We start from the raw sequence: 13278 nt of genomic DNA on the forward strand, positions 1-13278 counted from the left end.
AGATGGTGTTCTCAGGGGCGCGGCAGGCGAATGATGGCAGTCAGGCCGCCACCGGGGGTTTCCTCAAGGTTGAGCTGTCCGCCCAGCCGCTGCGCCGCCTCGCGCGCAATGGTCATGCCCAGGCCGACGCCGCCGGAGTTGCGATTGCGCGAGCCTTCCAGGCGATAAAACGGTTCAAACACCGCTTCACGCTTGTCTTCGGCAATCCCCGGGCCGTGGTCGATCACGCGGATCAGCAGTTGCTCGCGCTGATCCTGCAACTCGATGCGTGCCTGCCCGGCATAACGCAGAGCATTGTCCATGAGGTTGTTGATGCATGAACGCAGCGCCATCGGCTGGACCGGCAGCGGTGCACAATGGCCGCTGACTTGCACATCAGCGCCCTGGTCCTGAGCGTTTTCGCACAGCGACTCGACAAGCGCCTGCACATCCATCAACTGCAACGCCTCGCTGGTGCGCTGTTCGTGCAGGTAGGTGAGGGTGGCGTCGAGCATGCCGATCATATCGTCCAGGTCCTGACGCATCTGCCCTTGCAGCTTTTCATCGCTGATGTTTTCCAGGCGCAGTTTCAGGCGTGACAACGGTGTGCGCAGGTCGTGGGACACCGCGCCGAGCATGCGCGCGCGTTGCTGCACTTGTTCGCGAATGCGCCGCTGCATCAGGTTGAAGGTGGAGGCGGCTTGTCGCGCTTCTCGCGGGCCGGACTCGTCAAGCGGTGGGCTGTCGAGATCTTCGCTGAGACGTTCGGCAGCGTCGCTCAGACGCTGAATCGGGCGGCTCAGCAGTTTGGCGCCGTACCACGCTGCGATCATCAGCGTGATGAACTGAAAGGTCAGCGGCACCACCGGGCCACCGAACCACGGACGCGGAGGCCGTGGCGGGTAGCGCGGATCATGCGCCATCGCTTGCCCCCCGGCGCCTTGGGAGAACTCCGGCGGCGGGGGGGGGCCGTAGTGGTGGAACCAGGCAAAAGCCAGCAGGTGCGCCAGGACAATCGCCACGAACAGCACGCCAAACAGGCGACCGAACAGCGTGTCGAAGCGCGCTCGCATCAGCCGATGTCCCGCGCGTCGAACAGGTAACCCTCACCGCGCACGGTTTTGATCAACTGCGGGGCCTTTGGATCGTCGCCGAGTTTCTGCCGCAGGCGCGACACCAGCAGGTCGATGCTGCGGTCGAAGGCTTCGATCGAGCGGCCACGGGCAGCGTCGAGCAGTTGCTCGCGGCTGAGCACCCGGCGCGGACGTTCGATAAACACCCACAGCAGGCGGAATTCGGCGTTGGACAGCGGCACCACCAGGCCATCGTCGGCGATCAACTGGCGCAGGACGCTGTTCAGGCGCCAGTTGTCGAAACGAATGTTGGCGCGTTGTTCGGTCCGATCATCGCGCACCCGGCGCAGAATGGTCTGGATGCGCGCAACCAGTTCACGCGGTTCGAACGGCTTGGCCATGTAGTCATCGGCACCCAGTTCCAGGCCGATGATGCGGTCGGTCGGTTCACAGCGGGCGGTGAGCATCAGGATCGGGATGTCCGATTCGGCGCGCAGCCAGCGGCACAGCGACAAGCCGTCTTCGCCGGGCAGCATCAGATCGAGCACGACGACGTCGAAATGTTCGGCCTGCATGGCCTGTCGCATCGCCGCACCGTCGGTGACGCCGCTGGCGTGGATATTGAAGCGGGCGAGGTAATCGATCATCAACTCGCGGATCGGCACGTCATCGTCGACGATCAGCGCACGAATGCTCCAGCGTTTGTCGTCTTTTTGCTCATCCGTCACGGTCGTTTGGGTGTTGTGCATGGGGCTGTTCATCTGCCGGTAGGCCGCCAACCACAAAAGATGGGCTGCGAGGTGGTGGTTTCAGCATAGGCGTCCGGCCGTGAGGCGGGAAGTGCTGATGTAAGGGCGTGTTGCGGCTGGCGAGGCTAGCGCGGGTGCTTGTTGCTGGCGTGTCGGTTGTGTATCGGCGTCGACACAATAGCAGCGAGCGCTATGCTGATCACGGTCGGCGCGACGATTTACCGATCATCGGGTGCCGCGCCGCCGCCGGTTCCGCTACAATGCGCGCCGATTTCGACCTGCCTGAGAGCCCATTCATGTCCGCCTGCCAGACTCCTATCATCGTCGCCCTGGATTTCCCCACCCGTGACGCCGCACTGAAGCTGGCCGACCAGTTGGACCCGAAACTGTGCCGGGTCAAAGTGGGCAAGGAACTGTTCACCAGTTGCGCAGCGGAAATTGTCGGCACCCTGCGTGACAAGGGTTTTGAAGTATTCCTCGACTTGAAATTCCACGACATTCCCAACACCACCGCGATGGCCGTCAAAGCCGCTGCCGAGATGGGCGTGTGGATGGTCAACGTGCACTGCTCCGGTGGCCTGCGCATGATGGCGGCCTGCCGTGAAGAGCTGGACAAGCGCAGCGGCCCGCAACCGTTGCTGATCGGTGTGACCGTGCTCACCTCGATGGAGCGTGAAGACCTGGCCGGTATCGGTCTGGATATCGAACCGCAGGAACAAGTGCTGCGTCTGGCCGCACTGGCCGAGAAGGCTGGCATGGACGGTCTGGTGTGTTCGGCACTGGAAGCCTCGGCGCTGAAAACCGCCCATCCGTCGCTGCAACTGGTGACCCCGGGCATTCGTCCGGCCGGCAGCGCGCAGGACGACCAGCGCCGCATCCTGACCCCGCGTCAGGCGTTGGATGCCGGTTCCGACTATCTGGTGATCGGCCGTCCGATCAGCCAGGCGGCTGATCCGGCCAAGGCATTGGCGGCAGTTGTAGCCGAAATCGCCTAAGCCACACTGAAGATCCAATTGTGGGAGCGAGTCTGCTCGCGAAGAGTGTGTATCAGTCGACGTCAGTATCGACTCAACCACCGCTTTCGCGAGCAGGCTCGCTCCCACATTGGTTTTTGTGCTGGCCTTAAACCTTCAGCACCAACTTGCCGAAGTTCTCGCCGCTGAACAATTTCATCAGCGTTTCCGGGAAGGTCTCCAGGCCTTCGACGATATCTTCCTTGCTCTTGAGCTGCCCCTTGGCCATCCAGCCGGCCATTTCCTGCGCGGCGCTGGCGTATTGCGCGGCATAGTCCATCACCACAAAACCTTCCATCCGCGCACGGTTGACCAACAGCGACAGGTAATTGGCCGGGCCTTTGACCGCTTCCTTGTTGTTGTATTGACTGATCGCGCCGCAGATCACCACCCGCGCCTTCATGTTCAACCGGCTCAACACCGCATCGAGGATGTCGCCGCCGACGTTATCGAAATACACGTCGACGCCTTTCGGGCATTCGCGTTTAAGCCCGGCCACGACATCTTCGGATTTGTAGTCGATGGCACCGTCAAAGCCCAACTCATCGATGAGGAATTTGCACTTGTCGGCGCCACCGGCGATGCCGACCACGCGGCAGCCTTTGAGCTTGGCAATTTGCCCGGCAATGCTGCCCACCGCGCCCGCCGCGCCGGATAACACAACGGTGTCGCCAGCCTTCGGTGCGCCGACATCCAGCAGGGCGAAGTAGGCGGTCATGCCGGTCATGCCCAGTGCCGACAGATAAACCGGCAGCGGTGCCAGTTTCGGATCGACCTTGTAGAAACCTCTTGGCTCGCCAAGGAAATAATCCTGCACGCCAATGGCGCCGTTGACGTAGTCCCCGACCGCGAAGCCCGGATTGTTCGACGCGATGACTTTACCTACACCCAGCGCACGCATGACTTCGCCGATACCGACCGGCGGGATGTAGGATTTGCCTTCATTCATCCAGCCGCGCATGGCCGGGTCGAGGGACAGGTATTCGTTCTTGACCAGAATCTGGCCCGCCGCCGGTTCGCCAACCGGCACTTCCTGATAGGTGAAGGTCTCGCGGTTGGCCGCGCCCACCGGGCGTTTGGCGAGCAGGAACTGGCGATTGGTCTGGTTGGTCATGGCAGGCACTCGAACGGAATGAAGCCTTGTTGATAGACCTTCGACAGGCTTGGCGCAAGGTTGGCTGATGCGGCGAATGCACGCCGATCCAGTGCAGTGATGATCACCTGGCTGGTTTTATCACTGCGACGCATGGGCGCATAAACAGCCATTGGATAGTGCTGACGCTCGGCAGACCCCAGTGGCTATGCTGGAGATCCCCAGCAGCTATCCCTTCGAGGGCATAACAATGAGCATGACGTTTTCCGGCGAGGTTGCCGTAGTCACCGGCGCAGCCAATGGCATTGGCCGTGCGACCGCGCAGGCGTTCGCCGCCGAAGGCCTGAAAGTGGTGGTCGCTGACCTGGACGCGGCAGGAGGGGAGGGCACGGTAGCGCTGATTCGTACCGCCGGCGGCGAAGCGACCTTCGTGCGCTGTAACGTGACCGTCGAAAGCGAAGTGAAAAACCTGATGGACGAGGTCATCAATACCTACGGTCGTCTGGACTACGCCTTCAATAATGCCGGGATCGAAATCGAAAAAGGCAAGCTCGCCGACGGTTCCATGGATGAGTTCGACGCGATCATGGCGGTCAACGTTAAAGGCGTCTGGCTGTGCATGAAGTATCAGCTGCCGCTGTTGCTGGCCCAGGGCGGAGGGGCGATTGTCAATACCGCCTCGGTGGCAGGACTGGGCGCCGCGCCGAAGATGAGCATCTACGCGGCGTCGAAGCATGCGGTGATCGGTTTGACCAAATCGGCGGCCATCGAATACGCGAAGAAGAAAATCCGCGTCAACGCTGTGTGTCCGGCGGTAATCGATACCGACATGTTCCGCCGTGCCTATGAAGCCGATCCGAAGAAGGGCGAGTTTGCCAATGCCATGCACCCGGTCGGGCGTATCGGCAAAGTCGAGGAAATTGCCAGCGCGGTGTTGTACCTGTGCAGCGACGGTGCGGCATTCACCACCGGCCACTCTCTGGCAGTCGATGGCGGCGTCACCGCTTTCTGAATAACGCGTAAGAAAACTGGCCCGCATTCGTTGCGGGCTTTTTTATGGACCTCGTTCAGTTCCGTGAAGACCCTTAAACAATGTGTATCAAATAGTTAGAACGGTCGCTTTTGGCGGCGTTGTCGCACAGCCTGTGCGGCGCGGCTGTGATTTACTGCCGCCAGCAAAACGGACAGGAGTTTGCTTGCTCATGGAATTGAGAATTGATCGACAGGCAATGGTGCCGGTCGTGCAGCAGATTGTTGACGGACTGACCGAATGGATCACGCAAAGCGGTGTACCGCCTGCCACCCGGTTGCCCTCCGTGCGGCAGATCGCCCGGGGCAATCTGCTCAGCCAGTCGTGCGTGGTCGAGGCGTGCGAACGGCTGGTATCGCAGGGCGTTCTGAGCTCCTGCCAAGGCACTGGTTTCATCGTTGCCGCCTTGCCCTCGACATCAGTGGCGGAGGATGAGCTGACGCCATTCGAGGGGCGTTATGCCTGGTGCGATGCCGTGTGTGAAGCCGCAGGTGGCTTGAAACTGGGGGCAGGTGGCCTGCCGCAGAGCTGGCGCGAGCCCGACGACCTCAGCTATGCGTTGCGCGAGGTGGCGCGTACCGACATGGCCAGCCTGTTCAACTACAGCACGCCCTTGGGGCTGCCAGCGTTGCGCGAGCAGATCGTCAAACGTCTGAAGCTGTTCAATATCGAGGCTCGCTGTTCGCAATTGCTGAGCACGTGCGGCGCCAGCCATGCGCTGGATCTGATCGTGCGCACCTTGTTCAAGGCCGGAGACTGCGTGGTGGTCGAAACCCCCGGATACGCGCCACTGTTCGATCTTCTGCGCCTGCATGGCGTACGCATGCTCGAGGTGCGCCGTACCCCGAACGGGCCGGATATCGACGCGCTGGAAGCCTTGCTGCAACAATTTCGGCCTGGCGCATTGTTCATCAACAGCCATCATCACAACCCCACCGGCAGTTGCCTGTCGCCGAGTGTGGCGCAACGCCTCCTGCAGCTGAGCAAGACCTACGATTTGCGCGTGATCGAAGACGATGTCTACGCCGACTTGCACACCGGCAACGGCACACGACTGGCGGCTCTGGATGGTGAGGGGCGAGTCATTTACGTGGGCAGTTTTTCCAAGACGCTGAGCAGTTCGTTGCGCGTCGGCTTCGTCTTCGCCGACAGTGAAGTTGTCAGGCGGCTGGCGCAGGTCAAGATGATCAGCGGTCTGGGGGCATCGCGGTTTACTGAAGCGGTATTGGCCAGCCTGATGGGCAGCGGCGCTTATCGCAAACTGGTGCAGCGCCAGCGACAACGCCTGAATGCTGATCGCGCTGCCGCCCTGCAGGCGCTGGAAGACGCTGACTGGGAGGTTTTCGGCAAGCCTGCGGGTGGACTGTTCATCTGGGCGCGCTCGCGCATGAATGATCAGATGCGGGTGCGTCGGCAGGCCCAACGCTGCGGTGTGTCTTTGTCAGCGCCAGATGCGTTCAGCCCCAGTGGCGAGTCGGGCGACTGGCTGCGCATCAACGTCGCCTATGCATGCGATCCACGCGCCCGGCAGTTTTTCCGCCACACCGGTTCGGATCGACCTCAAGTGTTCTGAAAACGACGCAGGCGTAGCTTTTTGCCATTATTCCGACCTCAGAGACTTGTGCCGGTGGATGGCCGTTGCGACTCTTCGCTCTACTGACAATGGCAGGGGACTACGCGCAATGATTTCGGCCATGCAAGGACGTTTTGCCAACCTCGGTATGGCGAAAAAACTGGGTATCGGGTTTGTACTGGTCTTGCTCCTGACCGCGCTGGTGGCGGCTATTGGCGTCTGGTCCCTGCAAACCATCAGTCAGCGTTTCGACGGGCTGAAACAGATGTCCTCGCTCAACAGCGGCCTGCTCAACGTGCGTCTGCTCGAGCAGGAATATGCCTTGCGGGGCGATCCAAAGACGGCCGATGCCCTGCGTAAGGGCGTCGACGAACTGGTTGCTCTGGCTGATCAGCTCAAAGCGCAGTCGGCGGCCAATGTGCCAGTCATGAATGATGTGCAACAGTCGCTCGGCGCTTATCGCAAGGCGTTCGACGAGTTTGTGTCGTTGACTCAGGCCAAGGACCTCGCGCTGGAAATGGCCAGTTGGTCGGTGTCCAGTGTGGCCAACAACCTTGACGTATTGCAGTCCGGGCTTGCTGATGACGGCGCCTATACCTTGAAAGACAGCGAGGGCAAGGACGGCGCGCAGTTCATCGAGCAGGCCAGTCAGGTCAGCCAGGTTTCGCGGTTGATGCTGCAAGCGATGAACGAAGCGCGGATTCGTCTTGATCAAAGCCGCAAGGGCGATGCCGACAGTGCCGCCAAGGGCAATATCGAACAGGCCGCGCAGGCGCAGGCGCAGGCCGAAGAATTGAAAACCACGGTCAAGGACGAAGGCTACCTGACCGTACTCAATGAGGTGTCCGGGCACATCGCCGGTTTCAACGACAAACTGGCCGAGTACACCGGATTGCTCGCGCAGGAAAAAACCGTCTACGCGCAATTGCACCAGCGTGCCGACCAAGTGGTCGAGCGGGTGAATCAGGCTTATGTCGCTGAAGACGGCGCGATGCAGGCGGAACTGAAGAAAAACTCGCTACTGATCATTGGTTCATCGGCGCTGGCGTTGCTGGTCGGATTGCTCGCTGCGTGGCTGATCACTCGACTTATCGTCGCGCCGTTGCGCAGCGTGATTCAGGTCGCCCAGCAGATTGCCGCCGGCGACTTGAGTGCGACCGTGGAGGTGACCCGGCGGGACGAGATCGGCCAGTTGATGCTGGCGATGCAGCAGATGGGCGCGGGCCTGAGTACGATCGTCAGCGGTTTGCAGGCCGGGATCGAGCAACTGGCCAGTTCGGCACAATCGTTATCGGCGGTGACTGAGCAGACCAATCTTGAGGTCAGCAGCCAGAAGGAAGAAACCGAACAGGTTGCCACGGCGATGAACCAGATGACCGCCACCGTGCATGACGTTGCGCGCAACGCCGAAGAAGCGGCGCTGGCCGCGCAGACGGCGGATGACAAGGTCGAAAGCGGGCAGCAGGTGGTCCGTCAGAGCATGGCGCGAATCGAGCAATTGGCTGACTCGGCGACGTCGGCCAGTTCCAGCATCGAAAGTCTCAGTGCGCAAATCCAGAATATCGGCACGGTGCTGGAGGTGATCAAGAGCGTCGCCGAGCAGACCAATCTCTTGGCGTTGAACGCCGCGATCGAGGCCGCACGGGCCGGGGAGCAGGGCAGGGGCTTTGCGGTGGTGGCCGATGAGGTACGCGCACTGGCTCGGCGCACGCAACAATCGACCGAGGAAATTGAACGGCTGGTGAGTGCGTTGCGTGCGGCTGCACATTCGTCGGTGCAGCAGATTCAGAGCAGCGGCGAGTTGGTCAAGCTGGCGGTCAGTGATGCCTTGCAGACCGAGAGTGCGCTGGGGAGTATCGCGGTGGCGGTGTCGTTGATTCAGCAGATGAATCAGCAGATTGCGGCGGCGGCCGAAGAGCAGAGTTCGGTAGCGGAGGAGATCAATCGCAGTGTGACGAGTATTCGTGCGAGTGCGGATCAGTCGTCGATTGCGATGCGCGGGAATGCGGCTTCGAGTGTTGAGCTGGCGCAGTTGGGGAGTGAGTTGCGCGGGATGGTTGGGCATTTTCGGCTTTGATTGAGCCTTGGCAGCTTTTGGGCCGACCATGTTCTTGGGGGGTTGGGTGTATATCCGTTGTTGCGGGTGTTGCTGATTAGGGTTCCGCCCTTACGGCGGGTCACTTTTGACAAACGCCTCAAAAGTAACCAAAAAGGCTTGCTCCTACGTGCGGCCCGCTCGCTGGGGCTCGGGGTTCCTTCGCTCCGGGATCGATCCGGGCGCAGCGTCTCCGGTTTGCTTCGCTGCACCTACTCCCGCTGTGTTTGGCTGCGCCAAACGGTCGCTGCGCTCCCACGCCCGGATCAATCCCTCCACTCAGCCTTCCGACGTCGCCCATGGATCAAGATCAAGAGCTGCAGCCGAGCTAACGCTCATCCTGTTGAGTGGTGAGGAGCTGATGCGGTTGCGAGGTGGGCGTTGCTTTTGCTTTTCCGTGGGAGTGAGCTTGCTCCGGGCGGCGTTCCGACGAAGGCGGCCTGACAGCCGACCAATCCTCTATCGGATGTACTCAGTCCCAATGTAGGAGTGAGCCTGCTCGCGAAAGCGGCCTTACATTCACCGGTTTTCTATCAGGTTCACTCCCGCAAACCTACAAAAAAGCCACCTCTCGGTGGCTTCTCTTTCAACATCTGCAATCAGTCGTAGATCACTTTCTTCTTCCAGTCCGCATCGGCCTCGACATCTTTGAGGCCGGCAGTCAGTTGGTTCTCTTCACCCTCAACCGGTGCAATCTTGTCCATGACCTGGGCGTTGGCGCGGGCCAGCAGTTTTTCCAGGTATTGCAGTTGTTCGGCGTACATCTGCGGATCCTGCTGTTTGCGCAGGTATTGCACGCCGCGTTCGAAGGCGAGGCGGGCCTGGCCGGGCTGGTTTTGTTGCAGGGACTGTTGGCCGAGGTTGTTGAAGAATTCGATGTGCAGCAGCACCAGAATGTGGCGGACTTCGCGGATCCAGTGTTTGGCTTCGTTCGGTGGCAGGAAGCCGTCGTGGGCGGCGCGGGTGATCTGGCCGTGGAGGGCTTCGAGGAGGAAGCGTACGTCTTTGGCTTTGGCTTCGGTCAGGATCGGGGCCGGTGGGTTGTTCACCGGTATCGATTCGCCTTGCGCGACCAGGGCGCTCAGTTCGGTGATGCGTGCTTTGGTGGTGGCGCTGTTTTTTTCCAGATTCAGCAGGCGCTGGCAGACGTTCAGTTCCAGACGGGTCAGCAGCAGCTTGAGCGCCGGGGTCATGAACTGGCCGGGGAAGGTTTCGGTCAGTTCGCCACAGCGGCGCAGGCGGTCGTTGAGTTCGACCTTGGTACGGGCCTTCTCCAGTTTGTTGTTTTCCACCACATGGTTCATGTAGCCAATGGCGATCAGAATTGCGATCCCGGCTATGACTAGCAGGGTGATCATGAGTGGTGTCACCGGTAAGACCTCTTTATAGGGTTCGCATGCGAGTGTAGTGGCTGGGCATTTAGCCGCCTAGCGCCGCTCGACGAGTTGGATCGGCAGGTTCAATCTGTATCGGCCACACACTGCTTATATGAATGCTGGCGCTGCGGGTGCATATTGCCATCACTGTGCGGTGGACTATAGCGTCTTGGCGAGTGGCGGAATATAGGCGTCAATCGCCGGACGACGGAAAAGGCTGGTTGCCGCGGTAAAGCGGGTCGAAGTCATTGATTTAAATAAATTTATATCAGGGGGTTGACGACCTCTCAATCCATCCATAGAATGCGCGCCACTTGCAGCGTAAAGCACACAGCGAAGCGCGGCAGGGAGTGAATGTTGTAGTGTGTCCCCTTCGTCTAGTGGCCTAGGACACCGCCCTTTCACGGCGGTAACAGGGGTTCGAGTCCCCTAGGGGACGCCAATGCGGGAATAGCTCAGTTGGTAGAGCACGACCTTGCCAAGGTCGGGGTCGCGAGTTCGAGTCTCGTTTCCCGCTCCAATTTTAAACAGCAGTGCTTTCGGGCGGTGCTGAGTGAAACCAGAACCAAGTCTTCGGATGCGGATCTGGACACCGAAACACACACCATGTGTTCCGGGTAGCGTGTCCCCTTCGTCTAGTGGCCTAGGACACCGCCCTTTCACGGCGGTAACAGGGGTTCGAGTCCCCTAGGGGACGCCATTTGCGGGAATAGCTCAGTTGGTAGAGCACGACCTTGCCAAGGTCGGGGTCGCGAGTTCGAGTCTCGTTTCCCGCTCCAAATTCTAAAAACGCCGCTCAGTGAGCGGCGTTTTTATTAGTGAAAGTTGTAGCCTGTGTCCCCTTCGTCTAGTGGCCTAGGACACCGCCCTTTCACGGCGGTAACAGGGGTTCGAGTCCCCTAGGGGACGCCATTGCGGGAATAGCTCAGTTGGTAGAGCACGACCTTGCCAAGGTCGGGGTCGCGAGTTCGAGTCTCGTTTCCCGCTCCAATTTCACAAAAACGCCGCTCAACAGAGCGGCGTTTTTGTATGCGTGCGATTTGTGGCTGTGCCATCAACCCTAAAGAAAAAGGCCCGCCGAGGCGATTCGGCGGGCCTTTTTGCGTTTTGTGTCTGCTTACCAGGACAGCATTAGTCGGCCGGCAAACAGAATCAGTACCACGCCCATGGTGCGTTCAAACCAATGGCCCATGCGCATGAACAGCAGTCGCACTTTGCTGCTTGAGAAAAACAGCGCAACGATCACGAACCACAACGCGTTTACAAAACACATCCACAAACCGTAGAACGCCTGGATTTGCAGAGGTGTTTCGGCGCTGATGATCGTGGTGAAAATGGCCAGGAAAAACAGCGTCGCCTTGGGGTTGGTCGCATTGGTCAGAAAACCGGTGCTGAAGGCTTTGAACAGCGTTTGCTCAACGACCGGTTCATCGCTGGTTTTCTCTCCTTCGATGGCCGACTTGGGTTTGCTGCGCAGCAGACTGACGCCCAGATAGAGGATGTAAGCACCGCCAATCACTTTGGCGACGGTCAACAACCACGGAGTGGTGTGCATCAAAGCGCCCACGCCAAGCAGCGTGTACAGCACGTGCACGGAAATCCCCGCGCCGATACCCAGCGCCGTGCAGATTCCCACCAGTCGGCCGAAACGTACGCTTTGACGAATAGTCACCGCGAAGTCCGGGCCGGGAGCAACCACGGCCAGAAAGTGAATGGTTGCCAGTGCCAGAAACTCGCCCAGATAATTCGAATACATCTCAGCTCCAGTAGGTCAGGGGTGAAGCATTGCCGCGGTAGCCGACAAAAAAAGAAAGGCTCAAGCGCGGATCTGCCACGCCCGGGGTCACCGAGTGCATGCGTCGCGAATTGAACATGATGAAATCGCCGGGCTGCGGCCGGACTTCCAGCGCGGGTGGGCCGAGCAGCGCCGGTTCGATGCCGTAACTGTCGCCACGCATCGCGTCGAATTGATCCGGGCTGATGTCGTCATCCCACATCTGCAACGCGCCGCCCTCGGTCGGCATGTTCAGATAGACGTTGCAGGCGAACTGCGCCTCCAGACTGCGGGCCTGAAAACTGTCCGGAGCGTCCTTGGCGAAAATGTCGTGATGGGCGAGGAAGCACACCCCCGGTTTCACCACGCGCGAAAGGCCGACATACATTTTCCGGCCGTAGAGATTTTCAAGGTGCGCCCCGGCCGGCCAGGATTCGTCGAGCATGCAGCGCAATGTGTCGATCGGCGAGGAGTAGGGCGCGCAGCGATTGCGCAGCTCAGCGATGTTGCTGGTGGCGCGTTCGAAATAGTCCTCGATCAGCAGCGGCTGGTTTTCCGCCTCGTAAAATGCCATGCCGATGCGGCCGATACTCGGTGCGTTGATGTAACCCTCAAAGCCTGGAGCGAGAATCTTGTCGCCAATCTGAATGGCCAGCGGCTCCGGCAAAAAACCTTTGACGCGGATGGCGAGGACTTCTTCGTTGGCCAGTTTTTTTATGCACGTCTCATCGAGACGCTCGACGTCTAGCATCATTTTTTAGGTCCATCTATCGATAGTCAACGGAACCTGCGAATGCGGTTCCCCGGCGTCGAACGCTGCGTGAGGCAGCGCCCGAAATGCTCAATCCACGTTGTAGTGGACGGACAGCGTGCCCTTTTTCTGTGAAAGGGACGCGATCGTGACTGTGCCCAGTTCCTTCAGGCTGCGTACATGGGTGCCGCCGCAGCCATAGGCGGGCAGGTCACCAAATCCGATTTCCCGCGCACCTTCGCGTAGCGAGGTCAGGCGGGGCAGGTCGTGTTCGATCCACTGCTCGATGCCGTGTTGAACAGTCTCGGCATCGACTTCCTGCGCGGCATCGCCGGGTTTGAATTGCACTCGACCTTCATCCGGCCAATGGTGTGCCTTGATCGGCATCCAGCCCATGGCCTGAACGAAATGCCCGATCAGGTGCCCGGCCGAATGCATGCGCGTATTGAAGCGGCGGCGCTGTTCGTCAACGCGAATACAGGTCATGCCGAGCGCCACCGGCCGGTCGACAAAATGAATGATCCGCTCCGGTTCCTGCACCACCCGCAGTACCTGGCTTTCACCGATCCAGCCGGTATCACACGGCTGACCACCGCCTTGCGGGTGAAACAGCGTGGCGCGCAGGACCACGGCGAATTCGTTCTCTTGGGGCGTGCAGTCGAGGACTTCCACATTGGCCTTGAGGTCATCACTATGGAAAAAGAGGCGAAGCGTCATATTCCATGCCCTTATTAAAGTTTCTGTTTTTATTATATGAATCGTGCAATAACGT

The 13278-nt window shown here is 59.9% G+C and carries 12 protein-coding genes, 6 tRNA genes and 1 pseudogene; 11 read left to right on the plus strand and 8 right to left on the minus strand.

All coding sequences use genetic code 11. The features are described from left to right. Positions 1–11 precede the first annotated feature (11 nt). Both ACM6IV_RS22735 and ACM6IV_RS22740 read right to left on the minus strand, forming a co-directional pair. Positions 12–1052 carry a sensor histidine kinase gene (locus ACM6IV_RS22735; RefSeq protein WP_414871745.1) on the minus strand — a complete coding sequence of 347 codons (1041 nt, stop codon included), beginning with the start codon at positions 1050–1052 and terminating at the stop codon, positions 12–14. Beyond that, positions 1052–1813, minus strand: coding sequence for a response regulator (locus tag ACM6IV_RS22740; protein WP_371260451.1), 762 nt, complete (start codon positions 1811–1813; stop codon positions 1052–1054). Before ACM6IV_RS22740 ends, ACM6IV_RS22735 begins: the two co-directional genes overlap by 1 nt. A 284-nt stretch (positions 1814–2097) precedes the next feature. Between ACM6IV_RS22740 and pyrF the strand changes: the two genes are divergently transcribed. Then, on the plus strand, positions 2098–2796 hold the full coding sequence (pyrF, locus tag ACM6IV_RS22745; protein ID WP_414871746.1) for an orotidine-5'-phosphate decarboxylase: 699 nt from the start codon (positions 2098–2100) through the stop codon (positions 2794–2796). A gap of 127 nt (positions 2797–2923) precedes the next feature. Here pyrF and ACM6IV_RS22750 read toward each other — a convergent pair whose 3' ends face one another. Then, positions 2924–3928 (minus strand): NADP-dependent oxidoreductase, encoded by a 1005-nt coding sequence (locus tag ACM6IV_RS22750; protein WP_414871747.1) that lies wholly within the window; start codon positions 3926–3928, stop codon positions 2924–2926. Continuing rightward, entirely contained in the window at positions 3925–4062 is a 138-nt protein-coding gene (locus ACM6IV_RS22755; RefSeq protein ID WP_414871748.1) for a hypothetical protein, read from the minus strand. Before ACM6IV_RS22755 ends, ACM6IV_RS22750 begins: the two co-directional genes overlap by 4 nt. Before the next feature lie 95 nt (positions 4063–4157). On the opposite strand from ACM6IV_RS22755, the gene ACM6IV_RS22760 reads away from it, so the two are divergent. The 4 genes and pseudogenes from ACM6IV_RS22760 to ACM6IV_RS22775 all read left to right on the plus strand — a co-directional run bounded on the left by ACM6IV_RS22760 (position 4158) and on the right by ACM6IV_RS22775 (position 8587). Then, on the plus strand, positions 4158–4919 hold the full coding sequence (locus ACM6IV_RS22760; RefSeq protein WP_414871749.1) for an SDR family oxidoreductase: 762 nt from the start codon (positions 4158–4160) through the stop codon (positions 4917–4919). A 190-nt stretch (positions 4920–5109) separates the two neighbouring features. Further along, the gene (locus ACM6IV_RS22765) at positions 5110–6510 is read left to right on the plus strand and encodes a PLP-dependent aminotransferase family protein (protein WP_414871750.1); all 1401 of its coding nucleotides are present in this window, start codon (positions 5110–5112) and stop codon (positions 6508–6510) included. A gap of 991 nt (positions 6511–7501) precedes the next feature. Then, positions 7502–7726 (plus strand): annotated as a pseudogene (locus tag ACM6IV_RS22770) (HAMP domain-containing protein); the annotation flags it as partial. After that, on the plus strand, positions 7724–8587 hold the full coding sequence (locus tag ACM6IV_RS22775) for a methyl-accepting chemotaxis protein (protein ID WP_414871966.1): 864 nt from the start codon (positions 7724–7726) through the stop codon (positions 8585–8587). The pseudogene ACM6IV_RS22770 and the gene ACM6IV_RS22775, both read left to right, overlap by 3 nt. Positions 8588–9204: 617 nt before the next feature. Here the strand turns inward: ACM6IV_RS22775 and ACM6IV_RS22780 are convergent. After that, the gene (locus ACM6IV_RS22780) at positions 9205–9963 is read right to left on the minus strand and encodes a hypothetical protein (protein ID WP_414871751.1); all 759 of its coding nucleotides are present in this window, start codon (positions 9961–9963) and stop codon (positions 9205–9207) included. Positions 9964–10347: 384 nt separating this feature from the next. Here ACM6IV_RS22780 and ACM6IV_RS22785 point away from each other — a divergent pair. From ACM6IV_RS22785 to ACM6IV_RS22810, 6 genes are all read left to right on the plus strand, one after another. Further along, positions 10348–10423, plus strand: a tRNA-Glu gene (locus ACM6IV_RS22785). 2 nt (positions 10424–10425) lie between these two features. Beyond that, positions 10426–10501, plus strand: a tRNA-Gly gene (locus ACM6IV_RS22790). Between the two features lie 104 nt (positions 10502–10605). Further along, positions 10606–10681: transfer RNA gene (locus ACM6IV_RS22795), tRNA-Glu, on the plus strand. Between the two features lie 3 nt (positions 10682–10684). Then, positions 10685–10760 (plus strand) — tRNA-Gly (locus tag ACM6IV_RS22800). A 57-nt stretch (positions 10761–10817) separates the two neighbouring features. After that, positions 10818–10893, plus strand: a tRNA-Glu gene (locus tag ACM6IV_RS22805). A gap of 2 nt (positions 10894–10895) precedes the next feature. Then, positions 10896–10971 (plus strand) — tRNA-Gly (locus tag ACM6IV_RS22810). Positions 10972–11098: 127 nt separating this feature from the next. Here ACM6IV_RS22810 and ACM6IV_RS22815 read toward each other — a convergent pair. From ACM6IV_RS22815 to ACM6IV_RS22825, 3 genes are all read right to left on the minus strand, one after another. Continuing rightward, positions 11099–11737, minus strand: coding sequence for a LysE family translocator (locus ACM6IV_RS22815; protein ID WP_414871752.1), 639 nt, complete (start codon positions 11735–11737; stop codon positions 11099–11101). 1 nt (position 11738) lies between these two features. Then, entirely contained in the window at positions 11739–12509 is a 771-nt protein-coding gene (locus ACM6IV_RS22820) for a 2OG-Fe(II) oxygenase (RefSeq protein WP_414871753.1), read from the minus strand. 87 nt (positions 12510–12596) lie between these two features. Further along, on the minus strand, positions 12597–13223 hold the full coding sequence (locus ACM6IV_RS22825; RefSeq protein ID WP_414871754.1) for an alanyl-tRNA editing protein: 627 nt from the start codon (positions 13221–13223) through the stop codon (positions 12597–12599). Between the last annotated feature and the right edge of the window lie 55 nt (positions 13224–13278).

This window comes from Pseudomonas sp. IT-347P (genome assembly GCF_949768005.1).
Classification (GTDB): Bacteria; Pseudomonadota; Gammaproteobacteria; order Pseudomonadales; family Pseudomonadaceae; genus Aquipseudomonas.